An 18,771-nucleotide genomic window follows, 5' to 3' on the forward strand; every position below is an offset into this window, starting at 1 on the left:
CTCGACCGGCCGGCGCCCCCCGACCGCCTGGCCCCGGTCACGGGGATGACCTGACCGGTGTGGTGGCCCGGTCCGGGGCCGGGCCACCACACCTCCATCCGAACCCGCATTCCCCACCCCTGACTGAACGCGCATTCAGTGACGAGTGCCCGCACTGGACGGAAGCCATGACAGCGACCCCCCTGAGCACACCTCCCCTCACCGGTGCCACCCAGCCGCACCTCCAGCTGATCTGGACCGACCCGGTCACCGGACGGCGCGGCTTCGTCGTCATCGACCGGCTGATCCGCGGCGTGGCCAGCGGCGGGCTGCGGATGCGCGAGGGCTGCACCCTCGAGGAGGTGCGCGGCCTCGCGGCCGGGATGACCCGCAAGGAAGCGCTCCACTACGACCCGGACAACCGCTACATCCCGCTGGGCGGGGCCAAGGGCGGTATCGACTGCAGTCCGCACGATCCGCGCGCCCGCGAGATCCTCTCCCGGTTCCTGGAGGCCATGCGCTGTGTCCTGGAACACCACTGGACCACCGGTGAGGACCTCGGACTGCGCCAGGACACCATCGACGAGGTCATCACCGAGGTCGGGCTGGCCAGTTCGATCCAGGCCATCTACCCCCTGCTGGACGACGACGCCCAGGCGCGGCAGCGGCTGGCGGACGCGTTCGCCATCGATGTCGACGGGGTGGCGCTGCCCGAGCTGGTCGGCGGGCTGGGCGTGGCCGAATCGGCCCTCACCGCACTGGATGTGATCGGTCTCCCCCGCGGTTCGGCACGCGCGGTGGTCCAGGGCTTCGGCTCGATGGGCGGTGCGACGGCCCGCTATCTGGCACAGGCGGGCGTCACCGTCGTCGCGGTGGCCGACGCGCACGGTGTCATCACCAATCCGGACGGTCTGGACGTCGAACACCTGCTGCGCACCCGTGATCCGCTCGGCGGCATCGACCGCGGCCGGCTGCGTCCCGGGGACCGCGAGGCCGACGGTGACACCTGGCTGGACATCCCCTGCGACGTCCTGGTGCCCGCGGCGGTCTCGTACTGCATCGACGCGGTCAACCAGAGCCGGATCGACACCCGCATCATCGCCGAGGCCGCCAACATGCCCACCCTCCCCGAGGCGGAGGCCGCGCTGCACGCCCGCGGTGTCCAGGTCATCCCGGACTTCGTCGCCAACTCGGCCACCAACGCCTGGTGGTGGTGGACGCTCTTCGGCGACATCGGCGCCGACGCAGCCCAGGCCGACCGCAAGGTGCGCGAGTCCATGCGGCGGATCACCACCGACATGCTCACCAACGCCCGGCAGTTCGGCATCACCCCGCGTGACGCCGCGCTCGGCGTCGTCGGTAACAAGATCGCCGCCATTGACGCCCGTTTCGGTACCGGCGGCGTCGCGGCCGGTCCGGTCCCCGGTGGAGGAAACCATGCCGCAGCGCTGTGAACTGGCCGTGATCGGCGGCGGGTTGATGGGTGCCGCCACCGCCTGGGCGGCCAGCCGCCGCGGTCTTTCGGTCCTGCTGCTGGAGCAGTTCGACCCGGGACATCACCGCGGGAGCTCGCACGGCAGTGCGCGGATCGTCCGCCGGGCCTACGACGACGCGATGTACACCCGGCTCACCGGGCGCGCCTTCGAGCTGTGGCGCGAGCTGGAGTTCGACAGCGGGTCGCCCCTGCTGCGGATGCTCGGCGGGGTGGACTTCGGGGCCCGTGCCTACGTCGACGCCGTCGCCGGACAGCTCGCGGACGCCGCGGTGGAACACGAGGTGCTGGACGCGCGGGAGGCGGAGCGCCGCTGGCCGGGCCTGGTCTTCGAAGGGCCGGTGATCCATCATCCGCAGGCCGGGACGGTCGACGCGGCGGCGGCCGTGACCGCGTTCCTGGACGGCGCCGAACGCCGCTCCGCCACACTCCGCTTCGGTACCGCGGTACGGTCCCTGGAGGAACGGCCCAGCGGAGTCCGGATCGTCCTGGACGACGGGGAGTCGGTGGAGGCCGCGCAGGTCGTGGTCGCGGCCGGGGGATGGACCGCGGAGCTGCTGGGCGACCGCCTCCCGCTGCCCACGTTGGCCGTCACCCAGCAGGACGCCTTCCACTTCCCCCGGCTCGACGCGGCCGCCGACGCCTGGCCCAGTGTCATCCACGAGCACGGCAACGGCATCTACCACCTCGCCGGGGGCCGTGACGGCGGCCCGGGGGACGACCGGAAGATCGGCGAGCACTACGGCGGTCGCAGAACCACCGCGACCGGCCGGGACGGTGTCGTCACCGACGCGACACGTCAGTGCCTGACCGAGTACGTCAAGCGGTGGCTGCCGGGGCTGGATCCCGTGCCACGGACCGAGACCACCTGTCTGTACACCACGACACCGAGCGAGGACTTCCTCCTGGACCGGGTCGGTTCGCTCATCGTGTGCTCGCCGTGTTCGGGGCACGGGGCGAAGTTCGCCCCGCTCATCGGTGAACTGACCGCGGACCTGGTGACCAGTGGCGAGGGCCCGCCCGCCGCCTTCCGGCTCGCCGCCCACACCGCCCGCGGCGCCTGAGACGCGGCGCCCGCGACGGGGACACGGCGCCGTCGTTCCGGCAACAGCCGGAGCGGCGGCGCCTTTCCGAGTGTCCGCGGACACCCGGCGGCACTAGCCTGGTGTGCCATGATCGCTACGATGGACGACGCCTTCCTCGACCCCATCGCCGACCGGCTCGTGGCGCTGCCGACGGTGCGCGCCGTGGCCCTGGGCGGCTCCCGGGCGCAGGGCACCCACACCCCGGAGAGCGACTGGGACCTGGCCGTGTACTACCGCGGCGCCTTCGATCCGGACACCTTGCGTGCCGTCGGCTGGGACGGTGTGGTGTCCGAACTCGGTGACTGGGGCGGCGGGGTGTTCAACGGGGGCGCCTGGCTCACCATCGACGGGCGGCGGGTCGACGTCCACTACCGCGACCTCGATGTCGTGGAGCACCAGCTCGCCGAGGCCGGACAGGGCCGGTTCCACTGGGAGCCGCTGATGTTCCACCTCGCGGGCATCCCGAGCTATCTGCTGGTCGCCGAACTCGCCCTCAACAGGCTGCTGCGCGGTTCCCTGCCCCGCCCCGCGTTCCCCGACGCGCTGCGTACGGCGGCCCCGCGGGAGTGGCGGGGCCGGGCCGCGCAGCGGCTCGCCTACGCCAGGACCGCCTACGCGGCCCACGGGAAGGCCACCGAGCTGGCCGGGGCACTCGCCACCGCCGCCCTGGAGACCGCCCACGCGGTACTGGCGGCGCGCGGGGAATGGATCACCAATGAGAAGCAGCTCCTGATGCGGGCGGGGCTGCGCGGTATCGACACGATCCTGTCGGGGCTGCGCCCGGAACCCGGGGCGCTGACGCAGGCGGTCGAGGCCGCCGAGGAGTTGTTCACGACGGCCGGATGACCCGCGCGCCGCCGTGACGTCAGCGGCTGTCGTCCTCGGCGGGCGCGGCGGCCTCCGCCGGCCGTTCCGCGGCGGCGGTCCGTTCGGTCTCCTGCGGCGGGCCCGGGTCGGCGATCCGCAGCGCGAAGCATCCGGCCAGCACCGCGCCGAAAGCCGCCGCGAGGAAGGTCATGGGCAGGCCCCACGGCTCGATGAGCACACCGGCCAGGGCACCGCCCGCCGCGGCGCCCCCGTAGGCCACGGTGCCGAACCAGGTGAACCCCTCGGTGGCCCGGGAGCTGTCGGTGTTCCGGCTCGCCAGCATGTACTCCACGGAGGTGGCGGGCGCCATCAGGGTGCCGCCGACGGCGAGCAGCAGGGCGAGCTGCCAGGGTTCGCGGGCGACGGCCAGTACGGCGAACCCCGCGGCGTTGGCGAAGATCAGGACGACGAGCTGGCGCACCAGGGGTGAGCGCGGCGCGAGACGGATGTAGAGGATCCCGCCCACGATGCTGGCGGACGACCACACGCCCAGCAGCAGTCCGCTGGAGGACGGTGAGCCCGCCTCCACCGCGAAGGCGGGCACCAGGACCTCCAGGACGCCGTAGGCGACGGACATCAGGAAGGTGACCATCAGGATGCGGCGCATGGCGGGCGAGGCCAGCACATGCCCGCTGCGGGCCGGACGCGGAGTGTCCCGGCTGCTGTACGAGCGGATCACCGGGGCGCGGGCGAGGCTGAGGGAACCGATCGTCACCGCGGCGGCGCCCACCAGCAGACCGGCCGAGGGGCTGGCCACCGCGCACACCAGTCCGGCCACCAACGGGCCCAGGACATAGAGGATCTCGACGACCACGGCCTCGAAACCGAAGGCGACGGGATGGAGTCGGCCGTCGACCAGGTGGGGCCAGACCGCCCGGGTGACCGCGGCGATCGGCGGCGCGGCGCCGCCCGCCACCGCCGCGCCCGCCACGATGGCCCACACCGGGGCACCGTTGTGCACCAGCAGCAGGAAACCGACGGTGGCCAGGGGGTTGGCACAGCCCACGATCACCATGACCCACACCGCGTGACCGCGGTCGGAGACACGGCCGTAGAAGGGCGACGTGGCGGCGAACGCGAGCCAGTTCGCCCCCATCGCCAGACCCGCCGCCCGGTAGGAGCCGGTGCTGTTCTGGACCAGCAGGACGAGCAGCACCGATGTCATCCCGACGGGCAACCGGGCCAGGATGGACGGCAGGACGACGGCGGGAACGCCCGGGGAACGCAACAGGGCCGGGTAACCGGCGCGCTCGCTGGACATGGCGGCTCCGGGAAGGGGACGTCGGGGCGGTGTGCAGTGGTGTCGGGGCCCGGCCGTCGCTCTCGGGCGAGGTCGCCGCCCTTTGGTGTCAGGCGAGGTCGCGCGGCAGGGATCGCCGCCAGTCGCGTTCGAAGACCTGCTGGTCATCCTCGCTGGCCCGGACGGTGATGTCCACCTCGTACCGGTCGGCGTGGGCGGTCAGGAACAGATCGGCGGCGGTGGTCACCCGTGCCTCGGGCCAGCCCACCGTGTACACGCAGCGGGCCACCAGGGTCTGGTCGTGGGTGCGTTCGTCCACGGTGACCCGGCCGGTGTTCCGTGCCTCGCACACCGTGCCGTCGTGGGTGGTCCAGACATCGGCGTAGTCCACGAAACAGGTGGTGGTGCGGGCCAGCACATCACGTTCGACGGTCCAGGTCACCCCCTTGCCGTCGGGGAGCGACTCGGGGGTCACCTCGTGGAAGACCGGCGGTGGACACGGCCCCGGTCCGGCGGTGACGGGCAGTGTGAGCCCGCTCCCGGCCGCGTCCACGGACAGCGTCAACGGCGTGGGCGGGGCGAAGGTGTTGGGCCAGTCGGCTCCCGCGAGGGACAGCCGCAGCCGGTGTCCGGGGGGCAGCACGCACGCGGTGGCGTTCAGTTCGATGTCGACCGTCTCCGCGTGCCCCGGTGTCAGCGGACGCGGTTCGGCGTCATGGCCGTCCCGGTGGGTGAGGTTGAGCAGGGTCCGGGTGATCAGCGAGGAGGTGCCGTCGGGGAACACCTCGCTCAGCTTGGCCGACACATAGGCCACCGGGGCGTCGGCGCTCACCTTCAGCCGCAGCCGGGGGTGGCCCAGCAGTTCCAGGGAGCCCTCGGGCAGCGGCTGTTCGCCGACCGTCCACTCCCAGGTGAGGGAGTCGGCGTCGTCGTAGCGCTGGTCGCTCGGCTGACCCCAGGGCAGTGAACCGGCGCAGTCGATCCAGGCCGCCGTGCCGGTGGAGGGCTTGACCCGCAGCTCACGGGGATCCCGGCCGAGATCCAGGGTGACTTCGCTCGCGCGGGCCGGGGGCCACTGTTGTTCGCTGCGCCACTCCCCCCGCAGTCGTGCGAGGTCCGGTTCGGGGCGGGTGGAGTGCCGGGTGAAGTAGCTGATCGGGGGTTCGCGGTCGACACCGTTGTCGGTCCCCCGCAGCCAGCGGTCGAACCACCGGGCCATCTCCGGCACCAGGTCGATCCATGGACCGGGCAGCGAGGACTGGGTGGACATATGGCTCCACGGACCGATCAGCAGCCGGTAGGGCGTGCCCTGGTCCTGGAGCCGGCTGATGGTGCGGAAGCTGTTGTTGCGGTATCCGTCGGCCCAGCCCTGGACGATCATCGTGGGGCAGCGCACCAGGTCGTAGTCGGGGCGGATCGAGCCGCGCCGCCAGAACGCGCCGTGGCGCTGGTTCTCCAGCCAGCTCAGCAGCCAGGGCTCCATGGTGTCCATCCGCTTGTGCCAGGTCTCGCGCCAGTCGGGACCGGCCAGTGCGGGCACCGGCGGCAGCGCGTTCATCGCGGCCAGGTAGAGCGGGTAGTCGATCAGGTCGACCGCGCGCAGCGCGCCGCCCAGGTAGTGGACGTCGTCGGTGTAGCGGTCGTCGGAACTGTAGATGGGGACGATGGCCTTGAGGGCGGCCGGGGCGCGCATGGCGGCGTGGAAGGCGTTGAAACCGCTGTAGGAGGTGCCGAACATGCCCACCGAACCGTTGCACCACGGCTGTCCGGCGAGCCAGGCGATGACCTCGCACAGGTCCTCGGGCTCCCGTTCGGGGTACTCGTCGTCCGCGTACCCCTCGGAGCTGCCGGTGCCCCGCAGGTCCACCCGGCAGACGGCGAAGCGGTACTCGTCGCGGAAGCGCAGGTACTCGGGGCGGGCCTCCACTCCGAGGTGGTCGTCCTTGCGGTACGGAAGCGCCTCCAGCAGGACGGGGACGGGCTCCGGACCCGGTACGGGCAGATAGAGGGTGGCCGCGAGCCGGATCCCGTCACCGAGGGGGATGGTGGTGGTGTGTGTGGTGCCGGTCTCGGTGGTGGTGGTCACGCGGGGTCCTCCTTCGCGTCGTGGGGCGGCCGCGGTGCGGGGGTGTCGATGTCCAGCGGCGGGCCGATGTGGCGCTGACGCGGCGAGATCGCCGGTACCGCGCCCAGCAGCCGCTGGGTGTAGGTGTGTTCGGGGCTGCGGGTGATCTGCTCGGCGGTGCCGCGTTCCACGACGGTGCCGCGCAGCAGGACGTCCACCTCGTCGCTGATCCGCCGCACCACGTCGAGGTCATGGGTGATGAACAGGTAGGCCAGCTGCCGCCGGGACTGGAGGTCCAGGAGGAGGTTGAGGATTTGGGCCTGGACCGACACGTCCAGGGCGGAGGTGGGTTCGTCGCAGATGACCAGATCGGGGTCGGTGGCCAGGGCGCGGGCGATGCACACGCGCTGCCGCTGGCCGCCGGAGAACTTGTGCGGATAGGCGTCGGGTTCGGCACCGTGCATACCGACGGAGTCCAGCAGTTCGCGGACCCGCTCCTTGCCGCCGTCCCGGTACATGCCGTGGGCGCGCAGGGGTTCGGCGACGATCTCGCCGATGGTCAGCCGGGGGTCCATCGACTCGTAGGGATCCTGGAAGACCATGCCGACGCTGCGCCGGAAGGCGTGGCGGGACCGGCGGCCGCGGATCGCCTCGCCGCGGAAGCGGACGGTGCCGCTGTCGGCGCGCTCCAGGCCGACGATGATGCGGGCGAGGGTGGACTTCCCGGAGCCGGACTCCCCGACGATGCTGACCGTACGCCCGGTCTCGATGCGCAGGTCCACGTCGTCCAGCGCGGTGTACTGGCCGTAGCGTTTGGTGATCCCGGTGGCTTCCAGCAGCGGTGTGCCGGGGGCGGGCTGGGGCGCGCTCACGGTGTCTCCTCCAGACGGTGACAGGCCGCGGTGTGGTCGTGGCCGACCCGGCGGGGCGCGGGGAGTTCGGTGCCGCACCGGGCGTCGGCCTGCGGACACCGGGGGTGGAAGGGACAGCCACCGGGGGGACCGGCGACCGGCGGACTTCCGGAGATGGTGGTGAAGGGCTGCTTGGGCCCCGCGAAGCGGCCGCTCTGGAAACAGGTGAGGAGGGCCTGGGTGTAGGGGTGGCGCGCGCCTTCGAAGAGCGTGAGCACATCGGTGTGTTCGACCAGCCGCCCGCCGTAGAGCACGGCCACGTGGTCGGCGAGTTCGGCGACCACCGACATGTCGTGGGTGATCCAGATGACGGTGAGCCCGCACTGCTGCTGGAGTCTGCTGACCAGGGCCAGGATGTCCGCCTGGACGGTGACGTCCAGCGCGGTGGTGGGCTCGTCGGCGATGAGCAGCTGGGGGCGGAAGGCGAGCGCGATGGCGATGATGACCCGCTGCCGCATACCGCCGGACAGCGCTCCGGGGTAGAGGCGCGCCACCCGGTCGGGGTCGGGGATGCCGACGTCGGCCAGCCCCTGCCGGGCCAGTTCGGCGGCCTCGGCCCGGCTCGCCCCGCAGCGCACCTGGTGCACTTCGGCGATCTGCTTCCCGACCCGGATGACGGGGTTGAGGGCGGCCGAGGCGTCCTGGGCGAGGTAGGCGGCGGTGTGGCCGCGGGCCTCGCGCAGTGCCTTCCCCCTCAGCGCGGTCAGTTCGGTGTCGCCCACCGTCACGGACCCGCCGCTGATCGAGGCGCCGGGCGGCAGGATGCGTCCGGCGGCGAGCGCGAGGGTGGACTTCCCGGAGCCGGACTCGCCGACCAGGGCGGTGGTGGTGCCCGCGGGAACGGTCAGGCTGACGTCCCGCAGGGCGGTGAAGTCGCCGTAGTTCACGGACAGACGGTCGATGGTGACCTCGCTGCCGAGGGTGGCGGCGGGAGCCGGGGCGGTGGTCATGGTGCCTCCGATGCGGCACGGGGGTCGATGGCGGACCGGAGCAGATCCACCAGGAGGTTGGCCGTGACCACGAGGGCGGCGGCCACGATGACGGTGCCGGTGAGCAGCGGGCGGTCCAGATCCGCGAACGCCTCGGTCTGCATCTGGCCGATCCCGGGCCAGGCGAAGATCTTCTCGACGAAGACCACACCGGACAGGAACACGGCAACATCCATGCCGATCAGGGTGGTCACCGGGGAGGCGATGTTGCGCAGCACATGGCGGGAGACGATCCGCCTGCGGCTGAGGCCCTTGGACACCGCGGTGCGCACATACGACGAGGAGAGCGCCTCGCGCATGCTGTCGCGGACCACGTTGGCGTAGTACGGCGAGCCCATCAGCCCGAGGGTGATCGCGGGCAGGACGAGCTGGGCCGGTCCGGAGCCGCCGTCGATGGGGAAGATGGGCAACTGGTATCCGAACAGCAGCAGGAGCAGGAAGCCCAGGGAGAACACCGGCATCGACAGCAGACCGACGTTGACGGTGGCCAGCAGCCAGCTGCGCTTGGGCCGCAGCGCCTCCCACATGCCCCACAGACCGCCGAGGACGAGTTCCACCACCAGGGCGGCGGCGGCCAGGGCGGCGGTGGCGGGCAGCCTCTCCAGGATGAGCGAGAGCACGGGCCGGTCGTTGGAGTAGGAGGTGCCCAGGTCGCCCTGGAGAACCGAGGAGAGGTAATGGCCGAGCTGGGACCACCACGGGTCGTCCAGCCGTAGCTGTCCGCGGATCTCCTTGAGGACTTCGGGGGTGGCCTTGGGCCCGGCGATGCTGCGGGCCGGGTCGCCGGGGACGACGTACTGCAGCACGAAGGTGAGCAGGACGACCGCCAGGACGGTGAATGCGCCCAGCAGGATGCGGACGGCTATGCGTCGAGCCATGAGCGTCGCTCCGAGAGGGGGTTGCGGCGGTTGAGTCCCTCGGCGACCAGGACGAACGCCAGGACGGTCGCGATGACGAGGACGAGCGGGACGAACAGGGTGTGCGGTGCGTAGGTCATGCTGCTGGAGCCGTCGGCGAGCATGTTGCCCAGTTCGGGGGTGGGCGGCTGGATCCCGGCGCCCAGGTAGGACAGTCCGGCTCCGACCACCACGACGGCGGCGCCGTTGAGGGCGGCCACGTTGAGCAGGATGGTGGACAGGTGCGGCAGTACGTGGCGGCGCAGCGCGGTGTGACGGCGCACCCCGTGGGCGAGGGCCGCCTCGACGAAGCCGCGGCCGCGCAGCCGTACCGTCTCCCCGTGCACCAGCCGTGCGGTCCAGGCCCAGTACAGGGCGGTGACCACGATGATGATGCCGGTGGTGCCGCGGCCGACGATGCTCGCCAGGGCGAGGCCGGAGAGCACGGTGGGGACGGACAGGAACACATCGACGATGCGCATCAGCACCTGTTCGAACCAGCCGCGGTAGAAACCGGCGACGAGGCCCACCACGGCGCCCAGGGCCACCGAGGTGAGATTGGCGGTCAGCGCGATGATGAGGGTGGCGCGCAGCCCGAAGAGGGTCCGGGCGAACAGGTCACGGCCGATGGCATCGGTGCCCAGCAGGTGTCCGTTCTCGCCGACTCCGGCGGGCAGGCCCTGGCTGGTGAGGCTGTCGGTGTGGATGGTGTAGGGGGATCCGGCCAGCGGCGTGCACAGCGCGAGGACGACCAGGAACCCCAGCAGACACAGCCCGGTGAGCCACAGCCGCCGTCCCGCGGTGCGCGCGGTGGCGCGGGCGGCGGGGCGGGGCTGGTCCGGCCGCGGGCCGGACGCGGCGGTCGCCACCGGGGCGGTGGCGGTCGGCGGTGTGACGGGAACGGTGCTCATCGTTTCACCCACAGCCGGTCGTAGTAGCTGCCGGTCTCGCCGCGCATCTGGTAGTTGCGCAGGTCGGGCGAGCGTGCGGCGAGGAAGTTGAGGCTGCCGATGTAGATGCCCGCGGCGTCCTCGGTGAGTTCCTTCTCGACCTCGGCCAGGATGGCGTTGGACGCCTCGACGGTGGGCGCCTTGCGGGCCTTGGCCGTCAGCGCGTCCACGCGCTTGTTGTGGTAGCCGGTGTAGTTCTGGGCGGCGTCCGAGGTGAAGCAGGTGGTCACCAGCTCCAGTGCGCTGTCCAGGACGATGTACATATCGGTCCCGTACAGGTCGCCCTCGCCTTTGGAGGTGGCCAGTTCGAAGGCGGACTCGCTCATCGCGTCCAGGGTGATCTCCACCCCCACGCTCGCGAACTGCTGCTGGAGGACCTGGGCCATCAGCGGCCACGGGTCCTGGGTGCCGTGCAGGAACCTCAGCCGCAGCCGCCCGACACCGGCCTCCTTGAGGAGGGCCCGCGCACGATCCGGGTCATGGGTGTAGGGGCGCGCGGTACGGCGGTAGCGGTCGAGGTGTTTGGGGAAGGCACAGCCCCAGGGGTCGGAGAGGCCGAAGGAGACCCGGGTGAGCTGTTCACGGTCCACCGCCCAGCTCAGCGCCTGCCGGACCCGGGGGTCCTTCAGCACGGGCCGCTTGTGGTTCGTCGTGATCCACTGGCTGCCGCGCACGGGCACGGGGTGGACGAAGCGTTCGCGCATCTCGGGGTCCGCGGTGAAGCGGGCCGCCTGGCTGGGCACGAGCCCTTCGCCGAGCACATCGACCTTGCCCCCGCTGAGCTGGAGAGCCTGCAGCGGGTAGTCGATGCCCCAGCGGTACTCCAGGGTGTCGATCAGCGGGGTGCCGCGCCAGAAGTAGTGGTCGTGGGGGCGGAACAGCGCGCGCTGCCGCTTGCTGTCGTAGCGGGTGATCCGGAAGGGGCCGGTGCCCACCGGGGTGCGGGAGAAACCGGCGCCCAGGCGCTCCACCTCCTCCTTGGGCAGCGCGGCCATGTACGGCTGGCACAGCAGGGCCTGGAAGAGGATGTCCGGCTCGCTGAGGCGGATCCGCAGCGTGTGGTCGTCGAGCGCCTCGAGCCCGCGGACCTTCTTCGCCTTCTTCTCGTAGACCTCGGTGGCGCCCTCGATGCCCAGCAGATAGCTCGACGCCCACGAGGCCAGCTCCGGGTCCAGCACACGCGTCCAGGTCCAGACGTAGTCCTGCGCGGTGACCCGGCGGCCGTTGTGGAACCGTACGCCCCTGCGCAGGGGCACGGTGTACGTCCTGCGGTCCGCGGAGACCTTGGGCATGGCGGCCGCGGCGTGCGGCGCGGGCCCGTCGGCCGGTCCGGCGTACTGGTACAGCGGGGCGTGCAGCACCGTGGAGATGGCTTCCCAGCTGTGCAGGTCCCAGCCGATGGCCGGGTCGTAGGACTGGGCCTCATTGGACCAGGCGGTGATGATGTGTCCGCCGCGGCGGGCGCCGCTCTGGTCGCCCGGGCCGGGCGCCCAGGCACCGACATGGGCCAGGGCGCCGGGGCGCGGGGGCGAGCCGGGCCCGCCGCAGCCGGAGAGGAAGGCTGCCGCGGCTCCGGCGGCACCGAAGGTCAGCAGATGTCGTCGGCTCGGTAGGGGTGGTGGTCCGGCCATGGGTGTCCTCTCGTGAAGCTGCCGCTTCGCAAGATGACCGGGCGGCAGGGCGATGGGGACCTGACGCCGGGAGCGAAGGAACGGCGAGGGGTGATTCACGTGTGGGTGCGCCGAAGCGGCGGGCGGGGGCTGCGGTGTGCGATGTGCGGGCCCGGGGTGGGGGTGGCCCGGGACGGGGTGGAGCGGTGGCGCGGTGTCCCCCGGGGTACGGGGGTGTGTTCCGGTGTGCGCCGCGGCGTCGGCGGCGCGGTCCGGCAAGGGGCCGGGCGGCGGAGCGGGCCGGTGCCGTACGGGGTGGGGCACGGGGCCGGGGCGGTGCGGTGTCCATGGCGGGTCCGGCGGCCACCCGGTGTCCCCGGCGGCGGCCACGGCGAACCGTGCCGCCGGCGGCCGGGGACGGCGGGAGGTGTCCGGGAGCCGCGGCCGGTCAGGCTCCGCCCGGTTCATCCTCGCCTGCGCAGGGAGTCGGTGTCACCATTGGATGGTCTTCGTTTCCAGGTATTCGGCGAGGCCGTGCGCGCCCAGCTCCCGGCCGATCCCGGACTGCTTGTAGCCGCCGGTCGGGGCCAGGACGTTGAACGTGCCGTCGTTCACGGTGATCAGCCCGGCGCGGATGCGGCGGGCGAAGTGTTCGGCGCGGTACGGATCGGCGCACCACACCGCGCCGGCCAGGCCGTAGATCGAGTCGTTGGCGATCCGGGCGGCCTCCTCCTCGTCCCGGTAGGGCAGCAGGCATACCACCGGCCCGAAGATCTCCTCCTGGGCGATGGTCATATCGGGCGTGACGTCGGCGAACACGGTGGGCAGCACCCAGTGGCCGGCGGCCAGGCCCTCGGGCCGCCGGTCGGCGGGCGCCTCGCCACCGGTCACCAGCCGGGCGCCCTCGGCCGTCCCCTGGGCGATGTGCGCGAGCACGCTGTCGTACTGCGCGGCGGTGGCGATCGGACCGAGGTGGCCCCCGGGTCCGGCCGGATCCCCCAGCGGCCAGCGTCCGGCCTCCTCGGCGGCGAGCGCCACCGCCCGTTCGTACACCGCCTCCGGCAGCAGGACCCGGGTGCAGGCCGTACAGGTCTGGCCCGAGTTGTAGAAGGCGTCGGCCAGGGCCGTGGCGATGGCGCGGTCCAGGTCCTTGACGGTGGAGCCGTCGGGCTCGTCCGCGAGGATCACCCGGGCGGATTTTCCGCCGAGCTCCAGCCCCACGCGTTTGACGGTCTCGGCGGCGGTGCGCGCCACGGCGCGTCCGGCGCCGGTGGAGCCGGTGAAGGAGACGGCGTCGACACCGGGGTGGGCGGCGAGTGTCGCACCGGCCACCGATCCGGCGCCGGTGATCAGGTTGAACACCCCCGCGGGGGCTCCGGTCTCCGCACACGCCCGCTCGAAGACGGTGGCGAGCAGGAAGGCGTTCAGGGGGGCTTCGCAGCTCGGCTTGAGGACGACGGTGCAGCCGGCGGCGAGCGCGGCGGCCACCTTGGCCGCGATGAGGTAGAGCGGATAGTTCCACGGGGTGATGGCGGCGACGACCCCCACCGGTTCCCGGACGACCTGGGAGGAGGCGATGCGCTCCTGCCACTGGAAGTCGGCGAGGACGGTGAGGTAGGAGTCGAAGACCTCGGCCGCGAGGCGGGTCTGCACCTCGAGGGCGTTGTCCCGCGGGGCGCCCATCTCCGCGGTGATGACCGCGGCGAACTCCGCCTCGCGCTCCCTGATACCGGTGGCGACCGCGGCGAGCAGCGCCTGACGGGTCGAGACGCCGGAGGCGGACCAGGCCGGGAAGGCGGCACGGGCGGCCGCCACCGCGGCGTCCACATCGGCCGCCGTCGCCTGTGGCACCCGGCCGATGGCACATCCGGTGGCCGGATCGGTGACCACCGCGTGGGCGTCCCCGGAGCCCTCCAGCGGAGCCTGCCACGTACCGCCGATCCAGAATTCCCGGCGGTCCGGGTCCAGTTGGCCTGACAGGGGATATGAGACCGGATTACCCATGGTCGTGCTCCTCGGGCGCGGACTGGGGTTTCGGTGTGAGAGACGGCGCGGGCTCAGATGGAATGCCACGCGCTTGACTGGTTTCGAACCGTAGGACGCTACTGACTGGGGAGTCAACAGGCGTCACCGAATTTACTGACTGCCGGATCAATACCGCTCCTCCTGGCGGGCTCCGCCACGGAGCGGAGCCGGTCGTTCGCGGCGGGGCCACCGGCCGGCGCGCAGCGCGCCGGTGGCCCGGCCGTGGGCCGTCCGGGGGGGGGGCCCCCGGCCGGCCCGGTGTCGTGGTGCGGGGTCAGCGGCCGAGCACGGCCATGGCCGCGTTGTGTCCCGGCACCCCGCTGACCCCGCCGCCACGGGCCGCTCCCGCCCCGCACAGCAGGACGTTCGCGTGTCCGGTCTCCACTCCCCAGCGGCCCGCGCCGGGCTCGGCATAGGCGAAGTCCAGATCGCCGTGGAAGATGTTGCCGCCGGGCAGCCGCAGATCCTCCTCCAGGTCCAGGGGTGTCCTGGCCTCGATGCAGGGCCTGCCCTCGGCGTCGGTGGCCAGGCAGTCGGCGAGCGGTTCCGCCAGGTGGGCGTCGAGCTGGGCCAGGGTGGCCTTGAGCAGGGACTGGCGGGCGCCCTCGTTGTCCTCGGCGAACAGCCGCGCGGGGGCGTGCAGACCGAACAGGGTCAGGCTGTGCCAGCCCTGTTCCACGAGCCCGGGGCCCAGGATCGAGGGGTCGGTGAGCGAGTGGCAGTAGATCTCCGAGGGGGGCGTGGTGGGCAGGCTCCCGGACACGGCCTGCTGGTACGCCTCCTCGAGCTGGTTGTAGCCCTCGGCGATATGGAAGGTCCCGGCGAACGCGGTACGCGGGTCCACGGAGGTGTCCCGCAGCCGGGGCAGCCGCCGCAGCACCATGTTGATCTTGAGCTGGGCGCCTTCGGCCGGTGTGGGCGGCTGCTCGCCCAGCAGCTCCGCCAGGGCCTTGGGCGAGGCGCCCACCAGCACGTGGTCCGCGTCGACCACCAGCTCGCGGTCACCGGGCAGCCCGTCGCCGTCCACCGGGCGGAAGGTCACCTCCGCGCGGCCGCCGTCGGTGGCCACTCGCGTGGCCTCGGCGCCGGTGACCAGCTCGGCCCCGGCCGCGCGGGCGGCGTCCGCCAGCGCGTCGGTGAGCGCGCCCATACCGCCCACGGGCACGTCCCAGTCACCCGTGCCACCACCGATCACGTGGTAGAGGAAACAGCGGTTCTGCCGCAGCGAGGGGTCATGGGCGCCGGAGAAGGTCCCGATCAGGGCGTCGGTGAGCACGACACCGCGGACCAGGTCGTCCTGGAACCGCGACTCCACGGCCTCGCCGATCGGGCGCTCGAACAGCGCCTCCCAGGCCGCGTCGTCCCCGACCCGGGCCTTGAGCTCGTCCCGGCTGGGCAGCGGCGAGGTGAGCGTGGGGAAGATCCGCTGCCCGACCCGCTCGGTCATCGCGTAGAACTCCTGCCACGCGGTGAACTCGCGGTCGGAGCCGGTGAGCCGGCTGAACGCGTCTCGGGTGCGGGCGGTATCCCGGTGCACCAGCAGCCCGGTGGCCCGTCCGTCGCGGACCGTGGGGGTGTAGGACGACACCGACCGGGAGCGCACCTGGAAGCTGAGCCCCAGGTCGCGCACGATGTGCTGGGGCAGCAGGCTCACCAGGTAGGAGTAGCGCGACAGCCGCGCGTCCACCCCGGCGAACGGCCGGGTGGACACCGCCGCTCCCCCGGTGTGGTCCAGACGTTCCAGCACCAGAACGCTGCGCCCGGCGCGCGCCAGGTAGGCGGCGGCGACCAGCCCGTTGTGACCTCCACCGACGATGACGGCGTCGTAGCGCGTCTTTCGCGGCTTGACTTCGGGAAGAGCGGACACGGTTCCCTCCAGACGGCACAGCAATCTCTTACTGATTGAGCGTTCAGTATTGGGCTACGCGGGACGGCCGCGTCAACCCCCCGTCCGCACCGCGATACCGGTATCCGCGCAACGATCTTCGACAGACGCGCGGGCGCGGGGACACCACGATGCGGGGGTGGCGGAGCGCTATGGGAGAAGGGCGGGCGGGCCGCGGCAAGGGGCACGGGGCACGCACCGCCGACGGGCCGTTCCACCGCCCCGGCCGGGAGGCACCCACGGGCATCGGCGATGGCACGGGAGGGCGCCGGGCGCGAGGCGGGGCGGCGGCGCGCGGCCCGGCACCCGGTCAGGTCTCCACGGGAAATGCCGGTGCGCGCCGGGGCGGCTTTCGGCGTGTCCGCCATCGGCTCGCGCGTTCGGTACACACGGGTGCATTTCTCCGCGTGAACGGATCTTTTCAGGAATTCAAGGGGAGGGCACCAGGGAATTTCCCTAGTCACCTCCAGGGCCGCAATCCGGATTCAGGTGACATAGGCTGTCCACACTTCCGGGGCACCCGAACCTTTGTACGCATATCCGCGTCCGCCTGCCGATGGCACCCGAATGTCATCGCGCGCGGGACCGTGGACGAGCCGTACCGGATCCCGTCCGGGACACATACACCGATCCCATCGGATGGCGCCGGTGTACCGCCGGAAAATGACGTCGTTCCTCCGCGAACGCGGGGACGACGGAAATCATCGAGCTGTCGGCCCCCTTGAGGACACCGGCACCTCCCAGGGGGTCGGCAGTCCGCCGGGGACCCACAAAGACCGGCTCGCCAAGGTGAACTGACCGGCCACCGGGATCACCAGCGGGTGGCCGCCGGGATCCGGCGGCCACCCGCTCCGGGTGTCAGCGGACCACGGTGCCGAACCAGTGGAGGTCCCCGCACACCCGGCGGGCGTCACAGACCGCGGTGATGAACACCGTGTGTCTGCCCTGGACGGCCTGGACCTCGGCGGTGACGTCCTCCTGCTCCCCGTCCGCGGGGACGGTGACGAGGGCCCACGGCTCACTGTCCGCGCAGTCGAGCCGGAACTCCAGCCGCGCCCCGCTCTCACCGCCGTTGGACACCCGGGTGACCAGCCGGCCGTCCCCTTCCTTGCCGAAGTCGACCTGGTCGTAGCGGAGTTGGTCGCCCCCACTGAGGCTGCGGGCGTGCCGGTAGCCGGAGCGGGACCCCTCGGCCCCCTCCTGAGCCGAGTACTCGTCGGCATTGACCCGCAGCCGCGAGGCCAGCGGGGGGCCCGCCTTCGGCGAGGCCGTCGTCCCGGGATCCTGACCGCCCTGTCCGCAGGGGGCCGGGTCGGACGACTCCATCCACCGCATCGCCAGGGTGCCGGTGAGCGCGGTGGCCACGGTGACCGTCACCGCGACGAAGACCGTGGTGCGGTGGCTCGTCCCGCGCAGCCACATCACCGCCTTCCGGACCGGTCCGGCCTCGCGGTGCCGACGGCGGCCCGCACCGGCGGGACGGGGCACGGGCGCGGTGCGCACCGGCCGTTCCCGCGGTGCCTCGGGGGCGGCGGCCTCCTTGTTGCGGCGGTACTCCTCGGCCGGCCACCACCCCAGCAGCCGCAGGGGCAGATGGCGTGCCGCGCGGGCGTCGAGCCGCACCAGGTCCTCGTAGAGGGCCCGGCACCGGGGGCAGGCGGCCAGATGCGCCGTGACCTCGGGACTCGGCGTCGCGTACGGGAGACCGGCGCCCTCGCTGAGGATCTTGATGCAGTCCTCGCTGTCGACCCGCTCGAGGTACAGCTCCATCCGCGAACGCCGCAGACCGCGGTCGGCCGTCGCCAGACGCGCCCGCAGATCGCGGCCGGTGAGGCCGGTGACGCCCGCGAGGGCGGTCATGTCGTCCCGCTCGACCAGGGCGTGCCACAACAGGCACTGCTCCAGCGGGGTCAGCCCCTCATAGGCCACCTGCAACTGGCCGTCGTCGTGCATCGGCCACACCGAACCGCTGGCGATCCACGCCATGAAACCGGACGAGAAGGCGTGTGGATGCCGCAGGGCGTCGGCCACCGCGGCCAGCCGGGTGGACTCCAGGAGCTGGAGCCGGACGCAACCCGCGTGGCGGCCGCGGTCCAGCGGATGCGGCGAGGCCACCCGCTCCCCCAGTTTGGCGAACGCCTCCGACACCAGCTTCGCCGCGAGCGCCGGGGAGGTGGTGCAGGTCAGCGCGTAGGCACGGACGGATGCCTGGTGGCGTTCGTACACCTCCCGGAACACCGCGGTACGGCCCTCCCGGACCGCCCGGAGCGCCGCCATGTCACCGTCGACGGACTCACGGACCAGCGACGCCATCGCCGACCGGTTCATCGGCCGCCACCCCCGGGACACCCCGCGGCCGGAGCGGAGCCGGTGCCGTCACCGATCGGCGGGGATGAGTGTGCCGCACGGCCCTCTAAGGCACGCTCCGCGGTGAGGGTGTCCTTCTTGGCCTTCCAGGCGAGCAATGGCATGGTCCAACCCCGATGGTGTAGTTCTTCGCAGTGCCCGCCTGCCACGATTTCGCCGGTCTCCGCGTACGCGTTGGTTGGTCATTTTGCTTTCAACTTCGACGCGGGTTCCGGTGTGAGGGGGGAGCCGCCTCACACCGGGTGAGCGCGGGCATGGACAACGGCGGCCGGGGATCCAACAGCCGGTCCGATCGTGGGAGTTCTTCGGGTTGCGTGGTCGTCCGGGAACATCAGCATCTTATGCACCAGACGCCATTGTTTTCACCCGCCAGCAAGAAAACTTTCCTAACTGGCCAGTACGGTAACGGC

The 18,771-nt window shown here is 72.2% G+C and carries 13 protein-coding genes; 3 read left to right on the plus strand and 10 right to left on the minus strand.

What is annotated here, in order from left to right; translation table 11 throughout:
• The first annotated feature begins 167 nt into the window (after window positions 1-167).
• From NMK44_RS33515 to NMK44_RS33525, 3 genes are all read left to right on the plus strand, one after another.
• A complete protein-coding gene (locus NMK44_RS33515; protein ID WP_254750236.1) occupies window positions 168-1,433 on the plus strand; it encodes a Glu/Leu/Phe/Val dehydrogenase dimerization domain-containing protein in 1,266 nt (421 codons plus the stop codon).
• Complete coding sequence (locus NMK44_RS33520) at window positions 1,417-2,535, plus strand: FAD-dependent oxidoreductase (protein WP_254750238.1); 1,119 nt, start codon at window positions 1,417-1,419, stop codon at window positions 2,533-2,535. The genes NMK44_RS33515 and NMK44_RS33520 overlap by 17 nt, the downstream gene beginning before the upstream one ends.
• Window positions 2,536-2,643: 108 nt before the next feature.
• The gene (locus NMK44_RS33525; RefSeq protein ID WP_254750240.1) at window positions 2,644-3,402 is read left to right on the plus strand and encodes a nucleotidyltransferase domain-containing protein; all 759 of its coding nucleotides are present in this window, start codon (window positions 2,644-2,646) and stop codon (window positions 3,400-3,402) included.
• Window positions 3,403-3,421: 19 nt separating this feature from the next.
• Here the strand turns inward: NMK44_RS33525 and NMK44_RS33530 are convergent, their stop codons facing one another.
• From NMK44_RS33530 to NMK44_RS33575, 10 genes are all read right to left on the minus strand, one after another.
• Entirely contained in the window at window positions 3,422-4,684 is a 1,263-nt protein-coding gene (locus NMK44_RS33530; RefSeq protein ID WP_254750242.1) for an MFS transporter, read from the minus strand.
• An 88-nt stretch (window positions 4,685-4,772) separates the two neighbouring features.
• A complete protein-coding gene (locus NMK44_RS33535) occupies window positions 4,773-6,749 on the minus strand; it encodes a CocE/NonD family hydrolase (protein ID WP_254750244.1) in 1,977 nt (658 codons plus the stop codon).
• Window positions 6,746-7,600: an ABC transporter ATP-binding protein gene (locus NMK44_RS33540; protein WP_254750246.1), complete on the minus strand. Its 855-nt coding sequence runs from the start codon at window positions 7,598-7,600 to the stop codon at window positions 6,746-6,748. The genes NMK44_RS33535 and NMK44_RS33540 overlap by 4 nt, the downstream gene beginning before the upstream one ends.
• Window positions 7,597-8,589 (minus strand): ABC transporter ATP-binding protein, encoded by a 993-nt coding sequence (locus tag NMK44_RS33545; protein WP_254750248.1) that lies wholly within the window; start codon window positions 8,587-8,589, stop codon window positions 7,597-7,599. The genes NMK44_RS33540 and NMK44_RS33545 overlap by 4 nt, the downstream gene beginning before the upstream one ends.
• Window positions 8,586-9,506, minus strand: a complete 921-nt coding sequence (locus NMK44_RS33550) for an ABC transporter permease (RefSeq protein WP_254750250.1) — start codon at window positions 9,504-9,506, stop codon at window positions 8,586-8,588. The genes NMK44_RS33545 and NMK44_RS33550 overlap by 4 nt, the downstream gene beginning before the upstream one ends.
• Window positions 9,491-10,435, minus strand: a complete 945-nt coding sequence (locus tag NMK44_RS33555; protein WP_254750252.1) for an ABC transporter permease — start codon at window positions 10,433-10,435, stop codon at window positions 9,491-9,493. Before NMK44_RS33555 ends, NMK44_RS33550 begins: the two co-directional genes overlap by 16 nt.
• Window positions 10,432-12,105, minus strand: a complete 1,674-nt coding sequence (locus NMK44_RS33560) for an ABC transporter substrate-binding protein (protein ID WP_254750254.1) — start codon at window positions 12,103-12,105, stop codon at window positions 10,432-10,434. Before NMK44_RS33560 ends, NMK44_RS33555 begins: the two co-directional genes overlap by 4 nt.
• Before the next feature lie 471 nt (window positions 12,106-12,576).
• Entirely contained in the window at window positions 12,577-14,088 is a 1,512-nt protein-coding gene (locus tag NMK44_RS33565; RefSeq protein ID WP_254750256.1) for an aldehyde dehydrogenase family protein, read from the minus strand.
• Window positions 14,089-14,383: 295 nt separating this feature from the next.
• Window positions 14,384-15,976 (minus strand): phytoene desaturase family protein, encoded by a 1,593-nt coding sequence (locus NMK44_RS33570; RefSeq protein WP_254750258.1) that lies wholly within the window; start codon window positions 15,974-15,976, stop codon window positions 14,384-14,386.
• A gap of 876 nt (window positions 15,977-16,852) precedes the next feature.
• On the minus strand, window positions 16,853-18,322 hold the full coding sequence (locus NMK44_RS33575) for a carbohydrate-binding protein (RefSeq protein WP_254750260.1): 1,470 nt from the start codon (window positions 18,320-18,322) through the stop codon (window positions 16,853-16,855).
• Window positions 18,323-18,771: the final 449 nt, after the last annotated feature.

Origin of the sequence: Streptomyces cucumeris (assembly GCF_024295805.1) — a bacterium.
Lineage (GTDB): Bacteria > Actinomycetota > Actinomycetes > Streptomycetales > Streptomycetaceae > Streptomyces > Streptomyces cucumeris.

Bases quoted from the DNA above. Each gene is read 5' to 3' on its own strand.
- NMK44_RS33575 (WP_254750260.1), bottom strand. From the start codon at position 18,322: ATGAACCGGTCGGCGATGGCGTCGCTGGTCCGTGAGTCCGTCGACGGT.
- NMK44_RS33525 (WP_254750240.1), top strand. From the start codon at position 2,644: ATGATCGCTACGATGGACGACGCCTTCCTCGACCCCATCGCCGACCGG.
- NMK44_RS33545 (WP_254750248.1), bottom strand. From the start codon at position 8,589: ATGACCACCGCCCCGGCTCCCGCCGCCACCCTCGGCAGCGAGGTCACC.
- NMK44_RS33565 (WP_254750256.1), bottom strand. From the start codon at position 14,088: ATGGGTAATCCGGTCTCATATCCCCTGTCAGGCCAACTGGACCCGGAC.
- NMK44_RS33520 (WP_254750238.1), top strand. From the start codon at position 1,417: ATGCCGCAGCGCTGTGAACTGGCCGTGATCGGCGGCGGGTTGATGGGT.
- NMK44_RS33555 (WP_254750252.1), bottom strand. From the start codon at position 10,435: ATGAGCACCGTTCCCGTCACACCGCCGACCGCCACCGCCCCGGTGGCG.
- NMK44_RS33550 (WP_254750250.1), bottom strand. From the start codon at position 9,506: ATGGCTCGACGCATAGCCGTCCGCATCCTGCTGGGCGCATTCACCGTC.
- NMK44_RS33560 (WP_254750254.1), bottom strand. From the start codon at position 12,105: ATGGCCGGACCACCACCCCTACCGAGCCGACGACATCTGCTGACCTTC.
- NMK44_RS33530 (WP_254750242.1), bottom strand. From the start codon at position 4,684: ATGTCCAGCGAGCGCGCCGGTTACCCGGCCCTGTTGCGTTCCCCGGGC.
- NMK44_RS33515 (WP_254750236.1), top strand. From the start codon at position 168: ATGACAGCGACCCCCCTGAGCACACCTCCCCTCACCGGTGCCACCCAG.